Genomic DNA, 19,224 nt, shown 5'->3' with positions numbered 1-19,224 from the left:
GTGATCATCGACACCTTCCTGGAGAACCACATTCTGCAGACGACCATGAGGGACGATCTTCCCGCCGTCGATGCCCTCCGTGAGCATGTCATCTCGCTCGCGAAGGTCTACGCCGGTTACGAGGGCCGACTCATGGCGCAGTTGATCGCCGAGAGCCAGTACGACACGGCCACTCTTGACACGTTCAAGACGCTCTTCTGGCGGCCTCGCCGCGAGGTGGTCAACCGCGTGATCGAGCGGGCGATCGCCGAAGGCGCCATCCGCGGCGGCTACACCCCTGATGAGCTCGCTGAGGCAATCTACGCCCCGATCTACTTCCAGCTACTCTTCCGTGAGGGCGCGTTCGATGCCGACACCATCGCCGCTGGCTTCGAGCTCGCACTCCACGGCATCGCCGGACCGCGGCACACCAGCGGATCGGCTGCCGGGATCGCCTGATCTTCGTCCGGCACAGCACCGTGACGTCTTCGCCCGGCCCGTTCGTCGCCATGACGAATCGCCCGGCCGGCCGCGGGCGGACCGAGAGTGGGCCCCACGATCGCCTTTACATCCCGGGAACGAGCAGCCCGCTCTCGTATGCGGCGATCACCAGCTGCGCGCGGTCGTGCGCACCGAGCTTCATCATGATTCGCTTCACATGCGTCTTCGCGGTGTGCGGTGAGATGAACAGTTCTGTCGCGATCTCATCGTTGGAGCGGCCCCGAGCCACCTGACGCAGCACCTCGGTCTCGCGTTCGGTGAGCTGTTCCAGCCCGGCCACCCCTGGCCCCGCACTGCCCGATGCGGGAAGAACATATCGCGTGATGAGGGCGCGAGTCGCGGCGGGCGAGAGGAGCGCCTCGCCAGCGTGAACGGCTGCGATGGCCCGGACGATGTCCTCCGGCTCCGCCCCCTTGCCGATGAAGCCGCTAGCACCGGCACGCAGCGCCGCGACGAGATACTCGTCCTCTTCGAACGTCGTGAGGATGAGCACGCGTGTCTCGGCGAGCTGCGGATCGGCGCAGATCCGCGCCGTCGCTTCGATGCCGTCGCGTTCGGGCATCCGGATGTCCATCAAGACGATGTCCGGACGCAGCCGGCGCGCGAGCTGCTCCGCCTCCACACCGTCCACGGCCTCGCCGACCACCTCTGCGACCCCCGCGCTCTCGAGCAGGTCTCGCACCGCGGCACGGATGAGGGTCTGGTCGTCGGCGATGAGCACTCTGATCACCGTTCCTCCTCCTCAGGGATCGGCAGGGTCACCACGAGGCGGAACCCTGTCGCGGAGTCACCGGTCTCCATGGTCCCGCGCACGGCGGCGACCCGCTCGCGGAGGCCGATGAGCCCGAAGCCGACAGGAGCATCCGGGTCTCGCAGCTCCGTCGATCGGTCGACGGGGTTCGTCACGATGATCCGCGCACTCTCGTCCGCCACGTCGATCAGCACGTGCGCGCGGTGCTCGGAACCGTGCTTGAGGGCGTTGGTCAGACCTTCCTGAACGACGCGGAAGGCCACGGCGTCGCTCGGGATCGGCAGCCTCGCGGGATCGCCCTCCACGCGGGTCACCACGGCGAGCTCGGAAGCGCCGAAGGAGGCGACGAGCGCGTCGAGCTGCCGTAGGCTGGGCTGCGGCGCATCCGCGGCGCCGCCACCGGCTCGCGGCTCCTCGGCCCGGAGGACCGCAAGCAGATCCCCGATCTCGCCCAGCACCGCGCGCGAAGCAGAGCGGATGGTGGCCAACGCCTCTCGTGCCTTCTCCGGCCTGCTCTCGAGGGCGGATGTCGCTACACCGGCGTTCAGGCTGACCACGGAGATCTGGTGGGCGACGGCGTCGTGAAGGTCACGTGCGATCCGGAGGCGTTCCTCGCTGACTGCCCGCATCGCCTCCGCCTCACGGGTCTGCTCTGCGCGGATGGCGCGCTCGGTCACGGCATCGAGATACTCGCGCCGCGATCGCGTCGCATCGCCTCCGGCAGCCGCGAGCGCGATCGACACCACAACCTGGAACACACGCGGTTCGAGGATGTCGCCCAGGGTGATCGTCGCGGCCGTTGCGATGACGACCACAATCACCCCAAGTGCGACGAGCGACGACCGGCGCGGCAGTCGATTCGCGGCACCGAACATCGCGACGACGACCGCCAGCAGCACACCGGGCGAGATGAAGCCGAGGAATCCGCAGGCTATGTATATCGCCACGCAGGCGCCGAGCACGCCCAACGGCCAGCGGCGTCGCAACGGAAGCAGCGCGGCCGGAAGCAGCGACGCCGCGACTTGGAGCGGGTCTTGGGGGAGCAGTGCAGGGTCCGGATACGGCACGACGACGGCGCCCACGATGAGGATCGCGGCGATGATGTCGCCGACCCAAGCGGGCGGACGATGAGGCGACCGCAGCGGCTCTTCTCCTGCACGGCTCGGCACGACTCCAGTGTGCCGGGTTCGTCGCGCGCACGCGTGACCCGGTGGGGTGATCGCGAAGTACCCCCGCCGGGGTATGCGAGTGTCTCCGGCCGGGGGACGCGTGGTGCACGTCCCCCGGCGAGGCTGATGGAGACCCCTGGGAGGAGACCCATGACCACCCCCCTCATCTCGATCACGGACGTACACAAGACGTACGGCCGTGGCCCCAACCGCTTCGAGGCGTTGCGCGGCGTGAGCCTGGAGATCAACGCCGGCGAGAGCATCGCCATCATTGGCAAGAGCGGATCGGGCAAGTCCACGCTCATGCACCTGCTCGCACTGCTCGACGCCCCGACCGACGGGAACATCGCGCTGGAGGGTGTCGACACGAGTCGGCTTCGCGGCGGGGCGCTGAACAGGACCCGCAACAAGACCTTCGGGTTCGTCTTCCAGCAGTTCTTCCTGACGCCCAACACGTCGGTGCTCGACAACGTCGTGCTTCCGTTGAAGATCGCGGGTGTCAGGCGCGGCGAGCGCAAGCGCCGCGGCATCGCAGCCCTCGAGCAGCTCGACCTCGCCGACAAGGCGCGCAACAAGTCGACCAATCTGTCGGGCGGCCAGAAGCAGCGCACTGTCATCGCACGCGCGCTGGTCAACAATCCCAGGGTCATCTTCGCCGACGAGCCGACGGGCAACCTGGATACGGTCACGGGCGGTGTCGTGGAGGACATCCTGTTCTCGCTCAATCGCGAGCACGGCATCACGCTCATCGTCGTCACGCACGACGATGACCTCGCCGCCCGCTGCGACCGGCGCATCCACATCCGCGACGGCGTCATCCTCCCCGAGGAGGTGGCGGCATGAAGACCGGCGACCTGATCACCTCAGCCGTCTCGAACGCCTTCCGTTCGAAGACGCGCACGCTGTTGACGATCCTCGCGATCTTCGTCGGCGCCTTCACCCTGACGATCACCAGCGGGCTGGGGACCGGCATCAACCGCTACATCGACGACACCGTCTCGTCGATCGGCGCGGAGGACGTCATGGCGGTCACCAAGACCTCGGACTCCACCGCCGGGGGCATCCCCACGGGCGATCCCGTCGAGTACGATCCCGACGCGGTCGCCAGCGCGCAGCCCGGCCCGCCTGGCGCCGCGGGATCGGTGATCGCGATCACACCCGACGACCTCAAGACCCTGGCCAGCATCGACGGCGTGCTGCGCGTGGAGGCGACCAAGACCGTCACCCCGGACTTCATCCAGCATGATGGCGGGACTCGCTGGGTCATCGGGGCGGGGTCGCTCATCGCCGGCCAGACGGTGGAGCTCGCCGCGGGAACCATCCCGGACAGCGCTTCCGACGAGTATCAGGTCGCCGTTCCGCTTACCTTTGTGGACGCGCTCGGCTTCGATGACGCCGACGCGGCGATCGGCCAGACGGTCACCATCGCGGTGAGCGACCCGACCCGTGTCCAGCACGAGGTGGAGGCGACCGTGGTCGGCGTCGCTGAGGAAACCTTCACGGGCGGCGGTGCGAGCGCGCTCCCCAACCAGGCTCTGACGGACGAGCTGTTCGGGCTGCAGAACAGCGGCGTCCCCGCCGATGAGCAAGAGCGGTTCGCCAGCGCCAGCATCTGGTTCGACCCGCACGCCACCGCCGAGCAGATCGATGTTCTCCAGGCGGACCTCGAGGACGCTGGATTCACGGGAACCACCGTGGCCGATCAGCTCGGAGCCTTCACCGCGGTCATCGACGCGATCGTCCTGGTACTGAATGGCTTCGCTGTGATCGCGCTGCTGGCGGCGAGCTTCGGGATCGTGAACACCTTGTTGATGTCGGTGCAGGAGCGGACGCGGGAGATCGGCCTGATGAAGGCGATGGGCATGGGCAGCGGGCGAGTCTTCAGCCTCTTCAGCCTCGAGGCGATGTTCATCGGGTTCCTCGGCAGTGCGGTCGGCGTAGGGATCGGGATGCTGGTCGGAAGCGCGATCAGCACCGCGCTGGCAGACGGGCCGTTCGCCGATCTGCCTGGACTCTCGCTGATCGCATTCGATGCGGCATCCATCGTGACGATCATCCTGATCGTCATGGGAATCGCTTTCGTCGCCGGAACGCTGCCCGCAGCGCGAGGGGCGAAAGCCGATCCCGTCGACTCACTCCGTTACGAGTGAGACCACGGTGCGGCGGAATACGACCCCCGCGCTTGGCCGCACCGGCGGCCCCGATCGGAGTGAACGGGGCCGCTCCCGATGGGGTCTCATGGATTCGGACGCGGGAAGCGCCTCAGTGGATGGCGGTGAAGCGACGCCGACGATGCGCAGGCGTCTCGATCTCGTCGAGGATCGCCAGAGCGAGGTCGGCCGCCGAGATCGTGGAGGTTCCCTCTTCGTCTCGGAGGAGGATGTCGCCACCGAGCAGGTACGAGCCTTTCGACGGCGTACCCAGCCAGGATCCGAAATCCGCGGGCGGGCTCACATAGAACCAGTCGACCGAGGCGGGGCTGTCCTGCAGGAGGTCGAAGACCTTCAAGCCGGTCTCGATCTCGGGCTTGGCATCCGCGGGGAGCTGGTCACGCGCCACATCCCATAGACGAGGTCCATCGTCGGCGACGAGGAGCGACGAGGCCCCTCCGATGTACCCCAGACGTGTCGGGGTTCCCGCCAGCCTCCCGATGAGGCCCTCGATGACGGCTTCCTGCTTTCCGCCGGCAAGGTCGGAACGCGGTGAGAGTGCGACGACGACGACGTCTCGTCCGGCCACCGCATCTTCGAGGACCCCGCCGTCGAGGACGGATCCTGTGCGATACTCAACGCCGTCGATCTGCTCGGCAGGCGCCGACCGGCTCACAGCCGTGACCACATGCCCGCGTCGCCGACCTTCGGCGACGACCGCCGCGCCCGCGTAGCCGCTTCCTCCCAGCACCGTGATGCGTGCCACCTCGACTCCTTCCGTTCCGCTCATCTCATTCATCATTCTGCCCGTCTCGATCGCCGAGCTCCTCCGGGCCAGTGGGGCCGTCCCCTGCGACGACGCGCGTGCGCGATGTCCGCGACTTCGGTCACACGAGCGGGGACGAACGGTCCAGGGCCAGCCAGGTGCGGCTGTGATAGACCAACGGAGCATTGAGCGCGTCCCCGTCGTCGGCGGGCGCTTTCGCGTGCGTCACATTCACGACGATCAGACGAGAGGTGCCCGCCTCGAGGGTGTTGACGATCTCGCCCCTGAGCCGAACGGGGGGCTCGACGAAGTAGGGCTCCCCCGTGGGCAGCACACTCCACGAGTCGCGATCGGCGAAGCGGTCGACACCGCTGGTCGCGCAGAGTCGCGCAAGTTCGACGTTCGTGGTGTCGAGCAGGTGGACGACGACCGACGACGATCGAAGGATCGTCGGCGTCGCCGACGAGAGCGAGGACACCGAGAAGACGAGAAGCGGCGGTGTCGCACTGACGGAGAACACCGAGGTCGCGGTCATGGCCACGGGGCCGTCGCCCGCGTCGGCTGTGATGACGGCGACACCGGCGGCATGGTTACGGAAGGCCAACCGGAACTCGTCCGCCGAGATCCCCTCAACCAGCTCCGCATCGGCAGCGAGCGCGGCAGCGGGCGCCTCGTGGAAACGGCGATCGGATGTGATGTTCGACAGCATTGTCATTGTCCCTTCGTCCTCGTCCTCTCGCCGGCCAGGGGGCCTGCGGAGGTCGTGGGAAGAGTCAACTTCTCCGAAGCGGGCTGGACTCGCCCCGAGCAGCAAAAATCGCTGCCGCAGATTGGTTCGGTGAGCCAAGACAGCCCCGCCAGCGCCGACGGACGATGAGTGCAACCGAACGACACACAAAGAAGGGTTGTCGACGATGATCGAAGAAGATCTCACCCGTCCGCCAGCAGAACGAGGCGTCCGAGTAGAGGGCGGGGCCGTCTGATGGCCCGCGTTCAGCATCTCGCCGTGCGCGTGTCCGACATCGAGCGCTCCACGAAGTTCTATGTCGAGACCTTCGGAGGCAAGGAGGTTCTGCATCCCTACCACACCGGCGTCGAGATGACGGAAATCATCATGGGAGTCAAGGACACCGACTATCGGATCGGCTTCGTCGAGCTACCCGACGGTTTCGGCCTGGAACTGTTCCAGTTCATCCCGGACCGAAACCCGGTCATCGGCGTCCCGCAACCCCAGGCGTCCTTCATGCACTTCGCCATCGCCGTCGACGACGTCGCCGCAACACTGGCGCGCGGCGTCGCGCTCGGCGGCGAGAGCTTCGGCGACCCGAACGGCTGGGCCCCGAGCGACCCCGGCAAGTACGCCTACCTGAAGGATCCCGACGGCAACATCCTCGAGCTCAACGACACCACTTGGGAGCGCATCCTGACGTCGGCGACCGAGCTGTACCCCGAGGCCAAGCTGTAGCGAACGGACGGGATGCAGCAAGAAGGGCTGGGGTTCTCACCCCAGCCCTTCTTCCTTCCTGCCGGAAGCGTCAGCCGCCGACGCGATTGCGACGGCCGAGATAGGTGGACAGCCCGACCGCGACGAGCAGCACGACACCGTTGAAGACGTTGGTCGCCCAGCTGCTCGCACCCATCAGCGTCAGACCGCTGACCACGATGGATACGAACACCGCGCTGATGACCGTACCGATCACGTTGAAGAATCCCGGTGTGATGGCGGTGGCGCCGAGGAAGACGGCGGTGAGCGCGGGGAAGAGCAGCGCGCCGCCGTCCACGGCGGTCGCGCTCCCCAGCCGTCCCAGCTGGACGATGCCGGCGATGCCTGCGATGACGGCCGACACGACGAACGTCATCCACACGCTCCGATCGACCCGGATGCCGACGAGGCGGGCGCTGGAGGCGTTGGACCCGATCGCGTAGAGCGATCGCCCCGACGGAGTGTGCTGGAAGAAGTACCAGATCACCGCTGCCGCGACCACGACGAGATAGAACACCACGGGGAGGCCGAGCCACCTCAGCGAACCGAACGCGATCAGCGCGGAGTCCGCGGGAAGCACGAAGGTCTTGCCGGCGCAGTACCAGATGGAGACGCCCGACAGCAGAGTGGCCATTCCGAGGGTCGTCACGAACGGGTTCATCTTGAATTTGACGACGAACAGCCCGTTGAGGAATCCGATCGCCGCAGACAGGAGAAGAGGAAGCACGATCGCCACCCACAGCGGCACGTGCAGCTCGACCTGCAGGCCGGCCGAGAACACGAAGCTCGCGATCGCCGTGGCGCCGACCGAGAAGTCGAAGACGCCCGCCACGAGGGTGAACAGGGCCGCCAATGCGACGAGGGCGACGACGGCATTGCTCCCGAGCACGACGTTGAAGTTGTTGATCGTGGGGAAGGCGGTGCTGGCCGGGGGGACGACCGAGAAGAAGACGATCACCGCGATGGTGATGAAGATCAGGGCATACTTCTCCAACACCCCCACCACGGCGCGCGACGAGGTGACGGTACTGGTGGGTGGAGCGGTCGTCTTCGGCGACTCGGCGGTCGTCGTGGCTTGCGCGGTCATGCGGCACTTCTTTCTTCGGTTTTCGGGCTGGAGAGCACCGCTGCGGCGAGCTCGTCGACGGACGTCTCGGCTGCGGCGACTTCACGGACGATGCGTCCGTCTGAGACGACGACAATCCGATCGCAGAGTGCATGGAGCTCGCCCAGGTCGCTGGAGACGATGACCGCCGCGTTGTCGTTGCGGGCTGATTCGCGGATGACGTCGTAGATCTCCGCGCGGGACATCGCATCGACCCCCTGGGTCGGCTCGTCCAGCAGCAGGAGACGAGGATCGCGCTGCATCCAACGGGCGAGAATCGTCTTCTGCTGATTCCCTCCCGACATCGATGCGAACAGGGCGTCCGGACCGGCGACCTTGATACGGAAGCGGCCGATCAGATCGACGGCGAACCTCCTGGCCAACGCCCCGTCCAGACGACCTCGGCGCCGCAGACGTGGGAGGACGGCGACGGAGAGGTTCTGGCTCACCGTGAAGTCGGCGAATGCCGCGTCACGTGATCGGTCCTCGGGGACGAGCGCGATTCCCGCCTTCATCGCCTGCTTGACCGTTCTCGGCGAGAAGTCCCGACCGTCGAGCAGCATCCGCCCCCGCTCCGGGCGGAAGCACCCGAATGCCAGCGAGAGCAGTGTCGACCTGCCCGAGCCCGCGAGCCCGGCGACACCCACGATCTCGCCGCGGTGCACGGTGAGGCTCACGTCCGTCAGCGGTCCTGCTGCGATCCCCTCGAATGCGAGCAGGGGGGCCGAGCGCGCATGCGAGATCGATCCTGTCGGCTCGAGAGCGCGCACCTGGCTCCCGGCCATGTAGGCGATCAGCTCCTCCTCAGACGGGGAGGAGTCGATCAGGTGCGCGGCCACCTTGCCGTCGCGGAACACGGTGAAGTCGTCCGAGACGGCGAGAACCTCCTGCATGCGATGACTCACGATGACGAAGGTCTGTCCCTGCGCGGCGCGCAGCCGCACCCTCTCGAGAAGCTCCGTCGACTCGCGGCGCCCGAGCGACGCGGTCGGCTCGTCGAGGACCACGATGAGCCGCCCCGACTCCTCGTCCTGCAATGCCCGGGCGATCGCGACGAGCGTCTTGTCGGCGGGTCGCAGCCGATGGATCGGGGTGTCCGGTGTACCGGCGATCCCGTACGCGGCGATCAGCGAGGCGACCCGCTCCCGGAGACGCTTCCAGTCGATGCCGCCCGCCGCGTGGACGGGGTAGCCGGATGCCAGCGCGAAGTTCTCCTCGATCGACAGGTCGTCGAAGAGTCCCAGATCCTGGTGGACGAAGCGCAGTCCGGCTCGTTCGGCATCCTCGGGACCGTACCCGGCGAGGTCGACCGGCACGCCGCCGACCTCCAGCTCCCCGCCGTCTGCCGCGTAGACCCCGGCGAGGACTTTGATCGTCGTGCTCTTGCCCGAACCGTTGCCGCCGAGCAATGCATGGATCGTTCCGGGACGGACCTCCAACGAGACGCCGTCGAGAACGCGCACCGGTCCGAAGCTCTTCACGAGCGCGTTGAGCCGCAGCACCGGCGGTTTCGATTCCGGATGCTGAGCCGCCCCCGTTCCAGCGGTGAGGTGGGTCATCCCTTGCCCCAGGAGGCGAGGTAGGCGGACTCCCAGTCGCCGCCGTCGAACGGGCCGGACGCGGGCAGGTTGTTGTCGGCATCGACCACCACCATCGGCTGCGCGCTGTATGCCGGCGACTGATCGGCGAGAACCCGGATCGCAGTGTCGACGGAGGCCCACTGCGCCCACCGCGTGGCTTCACCCACCGCGCCCAGGGTGATTCCGGCGTTCGATCCGCTCCGGATCAGGTCGAGAGTGGTCGTGTCGGAAGGCCCGCCCACGACGATCGTCAGGTCCTCGACGCCCGACTGCGCGATCGCCTGGTAGAGCCCGCCGGTGAGGAATCCGCCACCCGGGATCTGCAGCACGTTCACGTCGGGGTTGGCCAGGAGCGCGGTCGTCACCTTCTGGATGAAGCTGCCGCTGGCTGCTTCGGGGTCGGTGACGTCGACGTTCGCGACCACCTTGCCGCCGAGCTTCTCGAACTCGGTGACGAACCCGTCGGTGATCAGGGGGCCGAATCCGTTGGTCGTGTGGGTGAGTGTGATCGCTCGCGGGGCGTCTTCGGTGATGCCGTACGCCCAGTCCGCACCCAGCTGACCGTAAAGGGCCCACTTCTCGTCGAACGAAGTGCCTTCGAGCCACTGCGGCACGGCGTCCCACAGTGCGGGGTCGCAGTCGTCAGGCCCACCGCCGCCCACGATCGTGATCCCCGCATCGCGCGCCTCTTTGAAGGCGGCTTGCGCCGCCATGCAGCCGAAGCCCATGGGGATGATCACATCGGCGCCGGCCGCGATGGCCTGCCGGATGGCGGTGGCGAACCCCTCCGGACTGAGTTTGCCATCCGCGACCTCGACATCCCAGCCCGCCGCTTTGCCCCCCTCGACCAGGCCAGCTGTGCCTTCGGCGCACCCGGAGTTGGACTCGCCGCACGAGATGACGTACAGGCTGACATCGTCGGCGACATCGGCCGGTGGGAGCTCCAGGTCGCCGCCGAGTCCGGCATAGGCCTTGTCGAGTGCGGCTTGCGCCTCTGCCGACCGTTCCTGCGTCGCGGCGCCCTCGGGCGTCGCTCCTGTCGCGCATCCGGCAAGAGTCATCATGACGACGGCGGCTGTCACGAACGCCAGCGGCCCGGCGCCCGCTCGGTCAGCTCGGTGATTCGAATACATGATCGTGTCCGCTTCTTCCTGCGGCCGCCATCGGCCGCAATCGGGTTCCCGCTCCGAGAGCCTCGGTTTCATCCTTGAAACGCGAGTGTGTTCACTGTCACTGCACATCGGGCTGGGAGGCTTGCTCGGAGAGACCAAAGTGCGCGGGTCACGTTGACCCCCGGGGGCAACGGATCCGTCCGCGTGTCCACAAAGAAGGTCCCCGGCAGCGCACACACCGGGGTGGTGCGCTGTCGGGGACCGGGTTCGAGTGAGGCGGGTGGTCAGGCTCCGAGCAGATCGAGTCCGAAGTGCGCCCTCGCCGCCTGGACCTCGATGACCGGGACATGCTCGGCAATCTGCGCCTTCGACATCTGTGAGACGAGGAAGTAGTCCTGGAGGGCAACGCCACGCCGAGCGACCGACGAACCGACCGAACGGAACAGCAGCTCGGTCGCTTCGTGCGCGAGACGGCACGACGCGTACATCATGCTTCCGACCGCGAGCCACTCCTCGAAGGGAGGGATGTCACCCGACACGTGCCGCTCACCCAGACGCTCGTACTCGCGCGCCGCGCCGAGGAGCGTCGCCTGGGCGGCGTCGATCGTCGCGCGGGCGTGGCCCCAGATGCCCTGACTCTCGGCGTGCAGGTACCGCTCGACGATCGGCGGGTGCAGCCGCTTCTTCGTCAGGATCGTCTCTTCGTAGGCGTCGAACGCCGCCCATGCGGTGCCGACCTGTACTGCGGCCAGCGAGGCGGGGTACAGCGCCTGAATCTGACCGAGATACAGCGGGTTTCGAGTGGAGCGCGTTCCGTGTGTCCCGTCGGGAAGGGTCGAATAGCCCCACTCGAACATGGAGGAGACGTGCGACGCCGGCACGAAGACGTTCTCGGCGACGACCGCGTTGGATCCGCTTGCTCCGAGCGCCATCGTGACGTGGGCGCCCCACTCGGGGTCGATGGTGTAATCGTCGCGCGGGAGGAGGACGACCACAGGCGCCGGTTCCTTCCCCTCCTCGAGGAGGATCGCGGTCACCATGGCGTGGGTCGAGTACGGCACACCCGACGAGTACGGCCACTTGCCGTTGATGACGTACCCGCCATCAGTCGGAACCAGTGTGCCGTGTGGCGATGCGGAGTGCGGCGCGATGAACACCCCGTCCTCGCCGAACGCATCCCGAGCGACCTCCTCGGGGAAGTGGGCGACCAGCGGGATCGTGTGGCCGGTACCGAGCGTGAGGCACCAGCCGATGCCGGGGTCGCCCCGGGAAATCTCGATCATCGTGCGGTAGTACGTCTCGAGGCCGAACTCGTAGCCGCCGTACTGGCGCGGCTGCACCAGCCGGTAGAACCCGGCATTCCCGAAGATCTCGTGGAGCTCGGCCGAGTACGTGCCGGCCTCGGCCGCGGCCACGCGATTCTCTCGCAGGACGGGACGCAGCGCGGCCGCCCGCTCGATGACTTCCTGCGGAGCGAGGCCGGGCTCCGGTACGCGGAGACCGCCCATGACGGCGGTGGTGTCGTTCGACGACATTGTCGTTCCCTTCGTGAGATCCGTCCCGGAGCGTTCCGCCCTCGGAGGAGGAGTGGGACGAGTCAACTTCGCACGCGCACCCGCCGCTTGCCCCGTCCGGCAAAATCGACCCCGGCGCTTTGACCCGGCGAGGCAAGTCGGTCGCGCCGATCCGCATTCCGGCCTGCGCGTGCTTGCCCTGCCACACCCGGCGCGTATAGTGCTTGCCACGCGCCCTAACCAAGTGCTCGGGCGCTCGCGAGGAGGCGGGAGGGGGTCATGCATGCCTGACAGCGGATCCTGGGTACGCAGACTCAGCCCCTCCGCACCCGTCGAGGAGTTCGAGCCGGATTGCCTGCCCGAGACGTGGAATCGCACGGTCGCCGCGATCGGAGTCGGACCGGCTGCATGGGTCGTAGAGTTGTCGGACTCTCTTGCGCCGCTGGCCCTGGACCCCGAGATCAGCCCCGCCCGACGCGACGAAGCACTCGCCGAGGTGCGACCGACGACGCAGGCCGTCGTGATGCAAGCACTGGTCGCGCTCGATCAGGGGCTTCCCGTGCCGACATCCGTTCCGCCCGAGACAGCCGTGCAGATCGCCCGGGCCGTGCGCAGACGAGTGCCCGTGGCGACGATCCTGAAGTATCAGCGCACGTCGCACGCCTACCTCAGCGACGTCCTGGTCGAAGCGTGCCGCCAGCTGGTGCCTCCGGAGGAGCAGACGCAGCAGCTGTCACAGCTCTCCCGGCTCCTGGTCGACCACGTCAGCGGATTCTCGCTGGCGTGCACTGCGGCGTTCATCGTCGAGGAACAGTCGTGGCTCGCGAGCATCGACGGCTCGCGGGGCGAGCTCGTGCGTTCTCTTCTCGCCGGTGAGCCGCCGGCAGGCGACCCCTCGAAGACACTCAGGTACGACCTCTCGAACCGGACTCACGTCGGACTGGTTCTCAGACGCGAGGCACGCGACGACGATGCCTCCCATGAAGCTTTGGCCAGGGTAGCCGCGGCGCTGCTGACCCGCATCGGCGCGACCGGTCAGCTCGTGATCCCCGCGGACGAGCATGAGGTGTGGGCCTGGGGCTCCTTCGTGAATCCCCGTGATGCCGATGTGCGCTCGATCGGCATCAGCCCAGACACCCTCGTCGCCGTCGGGCGCCCGGCATCCGGCCTCGAGGGATTCCGCAGCACGCACGAGAACGCCGGCACGGCGGCACGGGTCGCACTTCTTGCGAACGCTCCCCACTCGCGCGATCGCACAGTCTTCTTCGACGACGTGCGACTGACGGCGCTGCTCATGGCCGACCCGGTGGCCGCAGCGCGCTTCGTCCAGGACGAGCTGGGAGCGCTCGGTGGCCCGCGCGAGGCGGTCCTTCGCGAGACCGTCCGCGTCTACCTCGAATGCAACTGCAGCCCGGCGAGCGCCGCGACCCGGCTCAATGTCGTCAAGAACACCGTCGTGTACCGCATCCGGCGCGCCGAGGAGCTCCTCGGACGCAGCGTGAAGGAGCAGCAGGGCATGCTCTGGTCGGCGCTGCACCTCGCCGAGACATTCGATCTGGCTGACGCGTCCCACCCCGCCTGAAGGCGAGGGGGCCGGGGCTCTTGTCCTCCCGGCCCAACACTGTCGGCAGGATTGGGCCCTGCGGCGCAAGCCGGGCGACTGCCGTGGCCGCTTGAATCGACGCAGAACCGCGGACCCGACGCCTCATCGAGACGTGCCGAGCCCGCAGCCACACCCCACGGCTCCTCATCGGATGCCCGAGACCTCGAGGAAGAGGAACCAGCATGACCACGACCACCCGGACGTACCTCGTCGTCGGCGGAACCAGCGGGATCGGGCTCGAGATCAGCCGCGCGCTGACAGCGCGCGGTGACCGCGTCGTCCTGACAGGGCGCGACGCGGAGCGCGCGACCGAGGTCGCGGCGGGGCTCGGCGAGTCGGCGGCGGGAATCGCGCTCGACCTCGCCCAGCCCGAGACCATCGCGGCCAGCCTCGCCGGCGTGGGAGACGTGCACGGTCTCGTGATCGCCGGCGTCGAGCGCGATTCCAACACGGTCCGCGACTTCGACATCGCGGGCGCCACCCGCATCGCGACCCTCAAACTCGTGGGGTATGCCGAGACGATCCATGCGCTCGGTGAGCGGCTCTCGAACAGCACCGAGACCGGAATCGTGCTCTTCGGCGGAGTGGCACGCTATCGCCCGTACCCGGGCTCGCTCACGGTTTCGACGGTGAACGGCGGGGTGGAGGGCCTCGGAACGGCGCTCTCGGTCGAGTTGGCGCCGATCCGGGTGAACGTCCTGCACCCGGGCATCATCGGCGACTCGCCGTTCTGGTCGGGCAAGGAGCAGGCGCTGGCCGCTTATCGCTCCCGCACCCCTGGTGGCGAACTCGCCACCGTCGCCGATGTCGTCGGCGCAGCGCTCTTCCTGCTCGACAACCGCGGTATCTCCGGCGAACAGCTCCACGTCAACCGGGCCACGCTGGCGTCCTGACCCGCACACCTCTGCCGCCCGCCCTGCGAACGGCGTTTTGAAGGGACACAGTTCGATGAGTGCACTGACAGATCGACACCATCTCGGCGGCCCCGCGGGCGAGGGCAGGCACTTCGTCGTGTGGATGAGCGCCCGCGACGAAGTGTCGGCTCTCGTCGCCGGCTACGTCGTCCGGATCGACGAGCGCGGTCCGACGGGCCTGCGCATCCTCGCGGAGGGCGTCCCGCCCGCGGTCGTCGCCGGGCTCCTCCGAGAGCTCAGGATCGGGCATCTCCAGGACTACGACGTGGCGGTGATGTTCAGCGATTGGCGTCTGCGCGCACTCGCCCCGGCAGACACGCCCCGCTCACCGCTGGGCACGTTCCTCTCGGTACGCGTCGAATACTGAGCGCGCACCGCCACCCGGCGCAACGGGCTCCCCGTCGCACCGCCACCCGGCGCAACGGGCTCCCCGTCGCGCCGCCAGCCGTCGCCGCGGGCCGTCACTCCTAGCGGCGGGGAGTCGTCAGCCGGCGTGTCAGATCAGGTCACGCCGGCTGACTTCGGCGATCGCGCTCCAGTCGAAGTCCTTCAGTTCGGGATCGGCCAGGGCGCGATCGAACACCGCCACGAGCGCTTCGAGGGTCGCCGGACGCACACCACCCGCCTCGGCCACCTCCTGGGCAAGGCCGAGGTCTTTGCGCCCCAGGACCATCTGGAAGCCGGGGGGCGTGTATTGGCGCCGCGCGATGAGATCTCCGTACACGGCGTAGACGGCTCCCCCGAAGAGGGTGCTGGAGAGCAGCTCGGTGAACAGCGCGGGGTCTACCCCCTGCCTCTCGGTCATGGCGACCGTCTCACCGATCGCCTGCATCGCGTGGATGATGTTGTAGTTGACGGCAGCCTTCACCGCGTTGGCCACAGACGGACGCTCGCCCAGTCGCCAGGTGCGCGTCCCGATGGCCGCCAGGTACGGCTCGAGACGCTCGACGGATGCCGCGGGCCCCGCAGCCAGGATGTTCAGCTGGCCCGCCTTCGCGATCTCAGGCCGGCCCAGCACCGGCGCAGCCACGTACACCGCCCCGGCCGCTTCGAACTGCGAGGTCAGCCTGTCGGCGAGCGCGGGACTGATCGACGCCATCATGACGTGGGTGCGTCCCGCAAGGCCGGCGACGGTGACGGGATCGAAGACCGAGTCCACGGCCTCGTCGTTGGCGAGCATCGAGAACGACACGTCGGCCGACAGTGCCTCCCCCGCGTCCCGGGCAGCGGTGGCGCCGCGATCGACGAACGCCGCGACAGCGCCGCTCGATCGGTTCCAGACGAGCACCTCGTGCCCGGCATCGAGGAGCCGCCCCGCTATGCCGGACCCCATCGAGCCCAGTCCCAGAAACCCGACAGTGCTCATGCCTCACCGCGCCCGGCGCGGGTGTTGAGGTGCGACTGCGAGTCTCGACGCAGATCGAGCGGGCCGTCGATCGTGTAGTACCGCTTGCCCGCGACCAGCAGGTCCTCCGCGGGGAACTTGGTGATGACTTCGCATCCGTCCGCGGTGACGACGACCTCCTCCTCGATGCGTGCGGCGCCCCACCCGTCGGCCGACGGCCAGTAGGTCTCGAGCGCGAATACGTTGCCCTCTTGCAGCACCTCGGGGTGATCGAGCGAGGTCAGCCGGGAGAAGATCGGCTTCTCCCAGATCGACAGGCCGACTCCGTGTCCGTACTGCAGGGCGAACGCCTCCTCCTCGTCGCCGAAGCCGAACTCCTGGGCGGTCGGCCACACGGACGCGATGTCGGCGGTCGTCGCCCCGGGGCGAACGAGTGCGATCGCCTGATCCATGTACTCGCGTGCGCGGACATACGCGTCCTTCTGCGCGGAACTCGCCGACCCGACGGCGAACGTCCGGTAATAGCAGGTGCGATAGCCGTTGAAGCTGTGCAGGATGTCGAAGAACGCAGGGTCGCCCGGGCGGATCAGCCGGTCGCTGAAGACATGCGGGTGCGGGGAGCATCGCTCGCCCGAGATCGCGTTGACCCCCTCGACGTACTCCGAGCCGAGATCGTAGAGCGTCTTGGCGACGAGCCCCACTGCCTCGTTCTCTCTCACACCGGGACGGAGGAACCGGTACAGCTCTTCGTAGGCGGCGTCGACCATCGAGGCCGCCTGGGTGAGCAACCGGATCTCGTCGGGCGTCTTGACTCGACGGGCCTCCATGAAGACCTGCTGCCCGTCGACGACCTGAACGCCCTCCTGCTGCAACGCGAAGAGGATCGGCAGCTCGATCACATCCACGCCGAGCGGCTGCGCGGCGAGCCCGAACTTCTCGAGCTCGCGCTTGATCTTCTTCGCGACCTTCGCAGCGATGTGCGCGTCGGGGGGGAAAGCGCCCCGCAGCGTCGAGATGCCCGCGCGGGCGCCGCTCTCGAGCCGCCGACGCTTGGCGCCTTCATGTGGCGCGTGGGGATCGGCATCCATCTCGGCCGTGGTCGTGTCGAGCCAGGGGTTGTACACCGCGTGGTGTTTCGCCGCCGATCCGAAGTCCCACACGATGGGGTCGGTGTTGCGCGTGAGGAGCGAGAAGCGGATGAGCTTGTCCATCGCCCACGTGCCGATGTGCGTGCCGCTCATGTATCGGATGTTCGAGAAGTCGAACGCGAGCACCGCGCCGAGCTCGGACCTGTCGAGCTCGGCTTTCAGCCGCGCCAGCCGCGCGTCGCGCAGACGATCCATGTCGATACGGGTCTCCCAATCGACGGCGTTCGTTCCGGTCGTTCCGGTGCTCCTCATCGAGGCCTCCTCGTGACGGCGCGCGGTCTGGTACTTTACGCGCGTACAGTCTTACTGTACATGACTGTCGGCTTGGCGGTATACACTGACCCAAAACCCAGAAGGGGTCGCATGTCAGAAAGCCTGGGTGCACGCATCCGCGCCGCACGCACAGCACGCGGAATGAGCCTGCGCAGCGTCGCGCAGTCTCTGGGAGTCTCGGCGTCGCTGGTGTCGCAGATCGAGATCGGCAAGACGCAGCCGTCTGTGTCGACGCTCTACGCCCTCGCCAGCCACCTCGGTGCGTCGATCGATGAGCTCATGGGCATGCCGGCTGCGGCTCCCGAGTCGAGCGATGGCGCCCCGATCGACCCCGGCAGCCCCAGCGCACCCATCGTTCAGCAGGCGGCGGACAACCCGGTGATCGAGATGGAGAACGGGGTCCGCTGGGAGCGCCTCGCCGTCGGCGTCGGCGGGCCGGTGGACGCCATCCTGGTGACCTACGCGCCCGGCGCCACCAGTTCGGTCGAGGGCAAACTCATGCGACATGCGGGAGTGGAGTACGCCTATCTGATCGAGGGCGAGCTCACCCTGCAGCTCGAATTCGACACCCACATCCTGCGGCCCGGCGACTCGCTGCACTTCGACTCGATCCGCCCCCACCTCTACCTCAACCACACCGACGCCCCCGCCAAGGGCGTGTGGTTCGTCCTCGGCCGTCGCCAGCAGAACCTCGCCCTGCCGGACTCCCCTCTGGCCGCACCCTCGGCATCCGGTGCGACGCCGGCCTCGGCGGTCGACGTGCTCCGCGCGATGGACGAGCTGACGAGCTGAGCCGTCGCCCGCGTCGCGCCAGGCGAACGAGACGTCGCTCCGGGGTGGCACCTTCGTCAGGGGGTGGATGCCGCGGAGAACCTCGTGATCGAAACTCCGCGCATCAGATGAGGATGGTCAGCGGGTTCTCGATGCGTCGCTGGAACGCGGCGAGCCACTGGGCGGCGACGGCGCCGTCGAGCACCCGGTGATCCGCGGAGAGAGTGACTGTCATGACCTGCCCCACGGCGAGCTGACCCGTCTCGTCCACGACGGGCATCGGCCGCGCCGCTCCCACGGCGAGGATCCCGGACTGGGGCGGGTTGAGAATCGCGCTGAACTCCGATGTTCCGTACATCCCGAGGTTGGACACGGAGAAGCTCCCGCCTTCGAGTTCGTGCTGCTTCAGTCGGCCGGCGCGGGCGCGTTCCGCCAGCTCGGCGACCGTGGCGCTCACGCGCGCCAGCGGCATCCGCTCGACGTATCGCAGGACCGGTGTGGTGAGTCCGCCCTCCGTCGCAACGGCGACCGAGAGGTCGACCGACGAGAAAGTGCGGATGCTGTCGCCGTTCCAGATCGCGTTGGCAGCCGGAACCTCGACCAGCGCCCCGGCCACGGCCTTCAGGACGAAGTCGTTCACCGAGATCTTGCGAGGCGCGGTCTCGTTGACCGACCGACGCAGTTCCAGCAGTGCATCGACGCGGCAGTCCGCGACGAGGTAGAAGTGGGGAACCGACGACTTGCTCTCGGTCAGGCGTCGGGCGATCGCCTTGCGCATCCGATCGAGCGGGACGTCCTGGTACGACGCATCGGCGACCGCCGACTGCGGTGTCGGTGCCGAGGACGCGAGGGTGGCGACGAGAGCCGGATGCGCGTCGGCCGGCTGCGCGGCGGACTTGGCCTGTGCGAGGTGCTTCTCGAGGTCGCGGCGCACGATCCGCCCCTGTGGGCCCGTGCCCTGGATGTCGCCGATGGCCACACCGCTCTGCGCGGCGAGCCGGCGAACGAGAGGACTCGCGAAGAGGCGGCGCCCGTCGCCGTCACCGTCTGCCGCGGGAGC

19 protein-coding genes are annotated in these 19,224 nt (G+C 68.0%); 8 read left to right on the top strand and 11 right to left on the bottom strand.

The window, feature by feature from the left end:
* Window positions 1-438, top strand: a 438-nt coding sequence (locus ACTHNQ_RS12450) for a TetR-like C-terminal domain-containing protein (protein ID WP_440333802.1), incomplete at its 5' end; no start/stop codon positions are given.
* 106 nt (window positions 439-544) lie between these two features.
* On the opposite strand, the gene ACTHNQ_RS12445 is transcribed toward ACTHNQ_RS12450, so the two are convergent.
* Complete coding sequence (locus tag ACTHNQ_RS12445; RefSeq protein WP_308866512.1) at window positions 545-1,210, bottom strand: response regulator transcription factor; 666 nt, start codon at window positions 1,208-1,210, stop codon at window positions 545-547.
* Complete coding sequence (locus tag ACTHNQ_RS12440; protein WP_440333800.1) at window positions 1,207-2,400, bottom strand: sensor histidine kinase; 1,194 nt, start codon at window positions 2,398-2,400, stop codon at window positions 1,207-1,209. The genes ACTHNQ_RS12445 and ACTHNQ_RS12440 overlap by 4 nt, the downstream gene beginning before the upstream one ends.
* Window positions 2,401-2,550: 150 nt before the next feature.
* Between ACTHNQ_RS12440 and ACTHNQ_RS12435 the strand changes: the two genes are divergently transcribed.
* Window positions 2,551-3,243, top strand: coding sequence for an ABC transporter ATP-binding protein (locus ACTHNQ_RS12435; protein WP_440333798.1), 693 nt, complete (start codon window positions 2,551-2,553; stop codon window positions 3,241-3,243).
* Window positions 3,240-4,550, top strand: coding sequence for an ABC transporter permease (locus ACTHNQ_RS12430; protein WP_308866509.1), 1,311 nt, complete (start codon window positions 3,240-3,242; stop codon window positions 4,548-4,550). The genes ACTHNQ_RS12435 and ACTHNQ_RS12430 overlap by 4 nt, the downstream gene beginning before the upstream one ends.
* A 112-nt stretch (window positions 4,551-4,662) precedes the next feature.
* Here ACTHNQ_RS12430 and ACTHNQ_RS12425 read toward each other — a convergent pair whose 3' ends face one another.
* The gene (locus tag ACTHNQ_RS12425; RefSeq protein ID WP_308866508.1) at window positions 4,663-5,340 is read right to left on the bottom strand and encodes an NAD(P)-dependent oxidoreductase; all 678 of its coding nucleotides are present in this window, start codon (window positions 5,338-5,340) and stop codon (window positions 4,663-4,665) included.
* A gap of 97 nt (window positions 5,341-5,437) precedes the next feature.
* Window positions 5,438-6,031: a flavin reductase family protein gene (locus ACTHNQ_RS12420; RefSeq protein WP_308866507.1), complete on the bottom strand. Its 594-nt coding sequence runs from the start codon at window positions 6,029-6,031 to the stop codon at window positions 5,438-5,440.
* A gap of 267 nt (window positions 6,032-6,298) precedes the next feature.
* On the opposite strand from ACTHNQ_RS12420, the gene ACTHNQ_RS12415 reads away from it, so the two are divergent.
* A complete protein-coding gene (locus ACTHNQ_RS12415) occupies window positions 6,299-6,781 on the top strand; it encodes a VOC family protein (RefSeq protein WP_308866506.1) in 483 nt (160 codons plus the stop codon).
* Window positions 6,782-6,851: 70 nt separating this feature from the next.
* Here the strand turns inward: ACTHNQ_RS12415 and ACTHNQ_RS12410 are convergent, their stop codons facing one another.
* From ACTHNQ_RS12410 to ACTHNQ_RS12395, 4 genes are all read right to left on the bottom strand, one after another.
* A complete protein-coding gene (locus ACTHNQ_RS12410; protein WP_308866505.1) occupies window positions 6,852-7,886 on the bottom strand; it encodes an ABC transporter permease in 1,035 nt (344 codons plus the stop codon).
* A complete protein-coding gene (locus ACTHNQ_RS12405; protein ID WP_440333794.1) occupies window positions 7,883-9,406 on the bottom strand; it encodes a sugar ABC transporter ATP-binding protein in 1,524 nt (507 codons plus the stop codon). Before ACTHNQ_RS12405 ends, ACTHNQ_RS12410 begins: the two co-directional genes overlap by 4 nt.
* 53 nt (window positions 9,407-9,459) lie before the next feature.
* A complete protein-coding gene (locus tag ACTHNQ_RS12400; protein ID WP_308866503.1) occupies window positions 9,460-10,566 on the bottom strand; it encodes a sugar ABC transporter substrate-binding protein in 1,107 nt (368 codons plus the stop codon).
* 314 nt (window positions 10,567-10,880) lie between these two features.
* Window positions 10,881-12,131: an acyl-CoA dehydrogenase family protein gene (locus tag ACTHNQ_RS12395; protein ID WP_308866502.1), complete on the bottom strand. Its 1,251-nt coding sequence runs from the start codon at window positions 12,129-12,131 to the stop codon at window positions 10,881-10,883.
* A gap of 262 nt (window positions 12,132-12,393) precedes the next feature.
* On the opposite strand from ACTHNQ_RS12395, the gene ACTHNQ_RS12390 reads away from it, so the two are divergent.
* From ACTHNQ_RS12390 to ACTHNQ_RS12380, 3 genes are all read left to right on the top strand, one after another.
* Window positions 12,394-13,692 carry a PucR family transcriptional regulator gene (locus ACTHNQ_RS12390; RefSeq protein WP_308866500.1) on the top strand — a complete coding sequence of 433 codons (1,299 nt, stop codon included), beginning with the start codon at window positions 12,394-12,396 and terminating at the stop codon, window positions 13,690-13,692.
* A 203-nt stretch (window positions 13,693-13,895) separates the two neighbouring features.
* A complete protein-coding gene (locus tag ACTHNQ_RS12385) occupies window positions 13,896-14,606 on the top strand; it encodes an SDR family oxidoreductase (RefSeq protein WP_308866499.1) in 711 nt (236 codons plus the stop codon).
* A gap of 55 nt (window positions 14,607-14,661) precedes the next feature.
* The gene (locus ACTHNQ_RS12380; protein ID WP_308866498.1) at window positions 14,662-14,994 is read left to right on the top strand and encodes a hypothetical protein; all 333 of its coding nucleotides are present in this window, start codon (window positions 14,662-14,664) and stop codon (window positions 14,992-14,994) included.
* 129 nt (window positions 14,995-15,123) lie between these two features.
* On the opposite strand, the gene ACTHNQ_RS12375 is transcribed toward ACTHNQ_RS12380, so the two are convergent.
* Together ACTHNQ_RS12375 and ACTHNQ_RS12370 are read right to left on the bottom strand one after the other, a co-directional pair.
* The gene (locus ACTHNQ_RS12375) at window positions 15,124-15,993 is read right to left on the bottom strand and encodes an NAD(P)-dependent oxidoreductase (RefSeq protein WP_308866497.1); all 870 of its coding nucleotides are present in this window, start codon (window positions 15,991-15,993) and stop codon (window positions 15,124-15,126) included.
* Window positions 15,990-17,372: a M24 family metallopeptidase gene (locus ACTHNQ_RS12370; protein WP_308866496.1), complete on the bottom strand. Its 1,383-nt coding sequence runs from the start codon at window positions 17,370-17,372 to the stop codon at window positions 15,990-15,992. The genes ACTHNQ_RS12375 and ACTHNQ_RS12370 overlap by 4 nt, the downstream gene beginning before the upstream one ends.
* A gap of 111 nt (window positions 17,373-17,483) precedes the next feature.
* Here ACTHNQ_RS12370 and ACTHNQ_RS12365 point away from each other — a divergent pair, with 111 nt between their 5' ends.
* Window positions 17,484-18,185: a helix-turn-helix domain-containing protein gene (locus ACTHNQ_RS12365; protein WP_308866495.1), complete on the top strand. Its 702-nt coding sequence runs from the start codon at window positions 17,484-17,486 to the stop codon at window positions 18,183-18,185.
* Between the two features lie 103 nt (window positions 18,186-18,288).
* Here the strand turns inward: ACTHNQ_RS12365 and ACTHNQ_RS12360 are convergent.
* Window positions 18,289-19,224: 2-oxo acid dehydrogenase subunit E2 (locus ACTHNQ_RS12360; protein ID WP_440333790.1), on the bottom strand; the 936-nt coding region annotated here is incomplete at its 5' end.

The sequence above is a fragment of the Microbacterium sp. genome, from assembly GCF_051953575.1.
Lineage (GTDB): Bacteria > Actinomycetota > Actinomycetes > Actinomycetales > Microbacteriaceae > Microbacterium.
The sequence above is the reverse complement of the archived record's forward strand: the minus strand, read 5'-3'. Positions and strand labels throughout refer to the sequence as shown.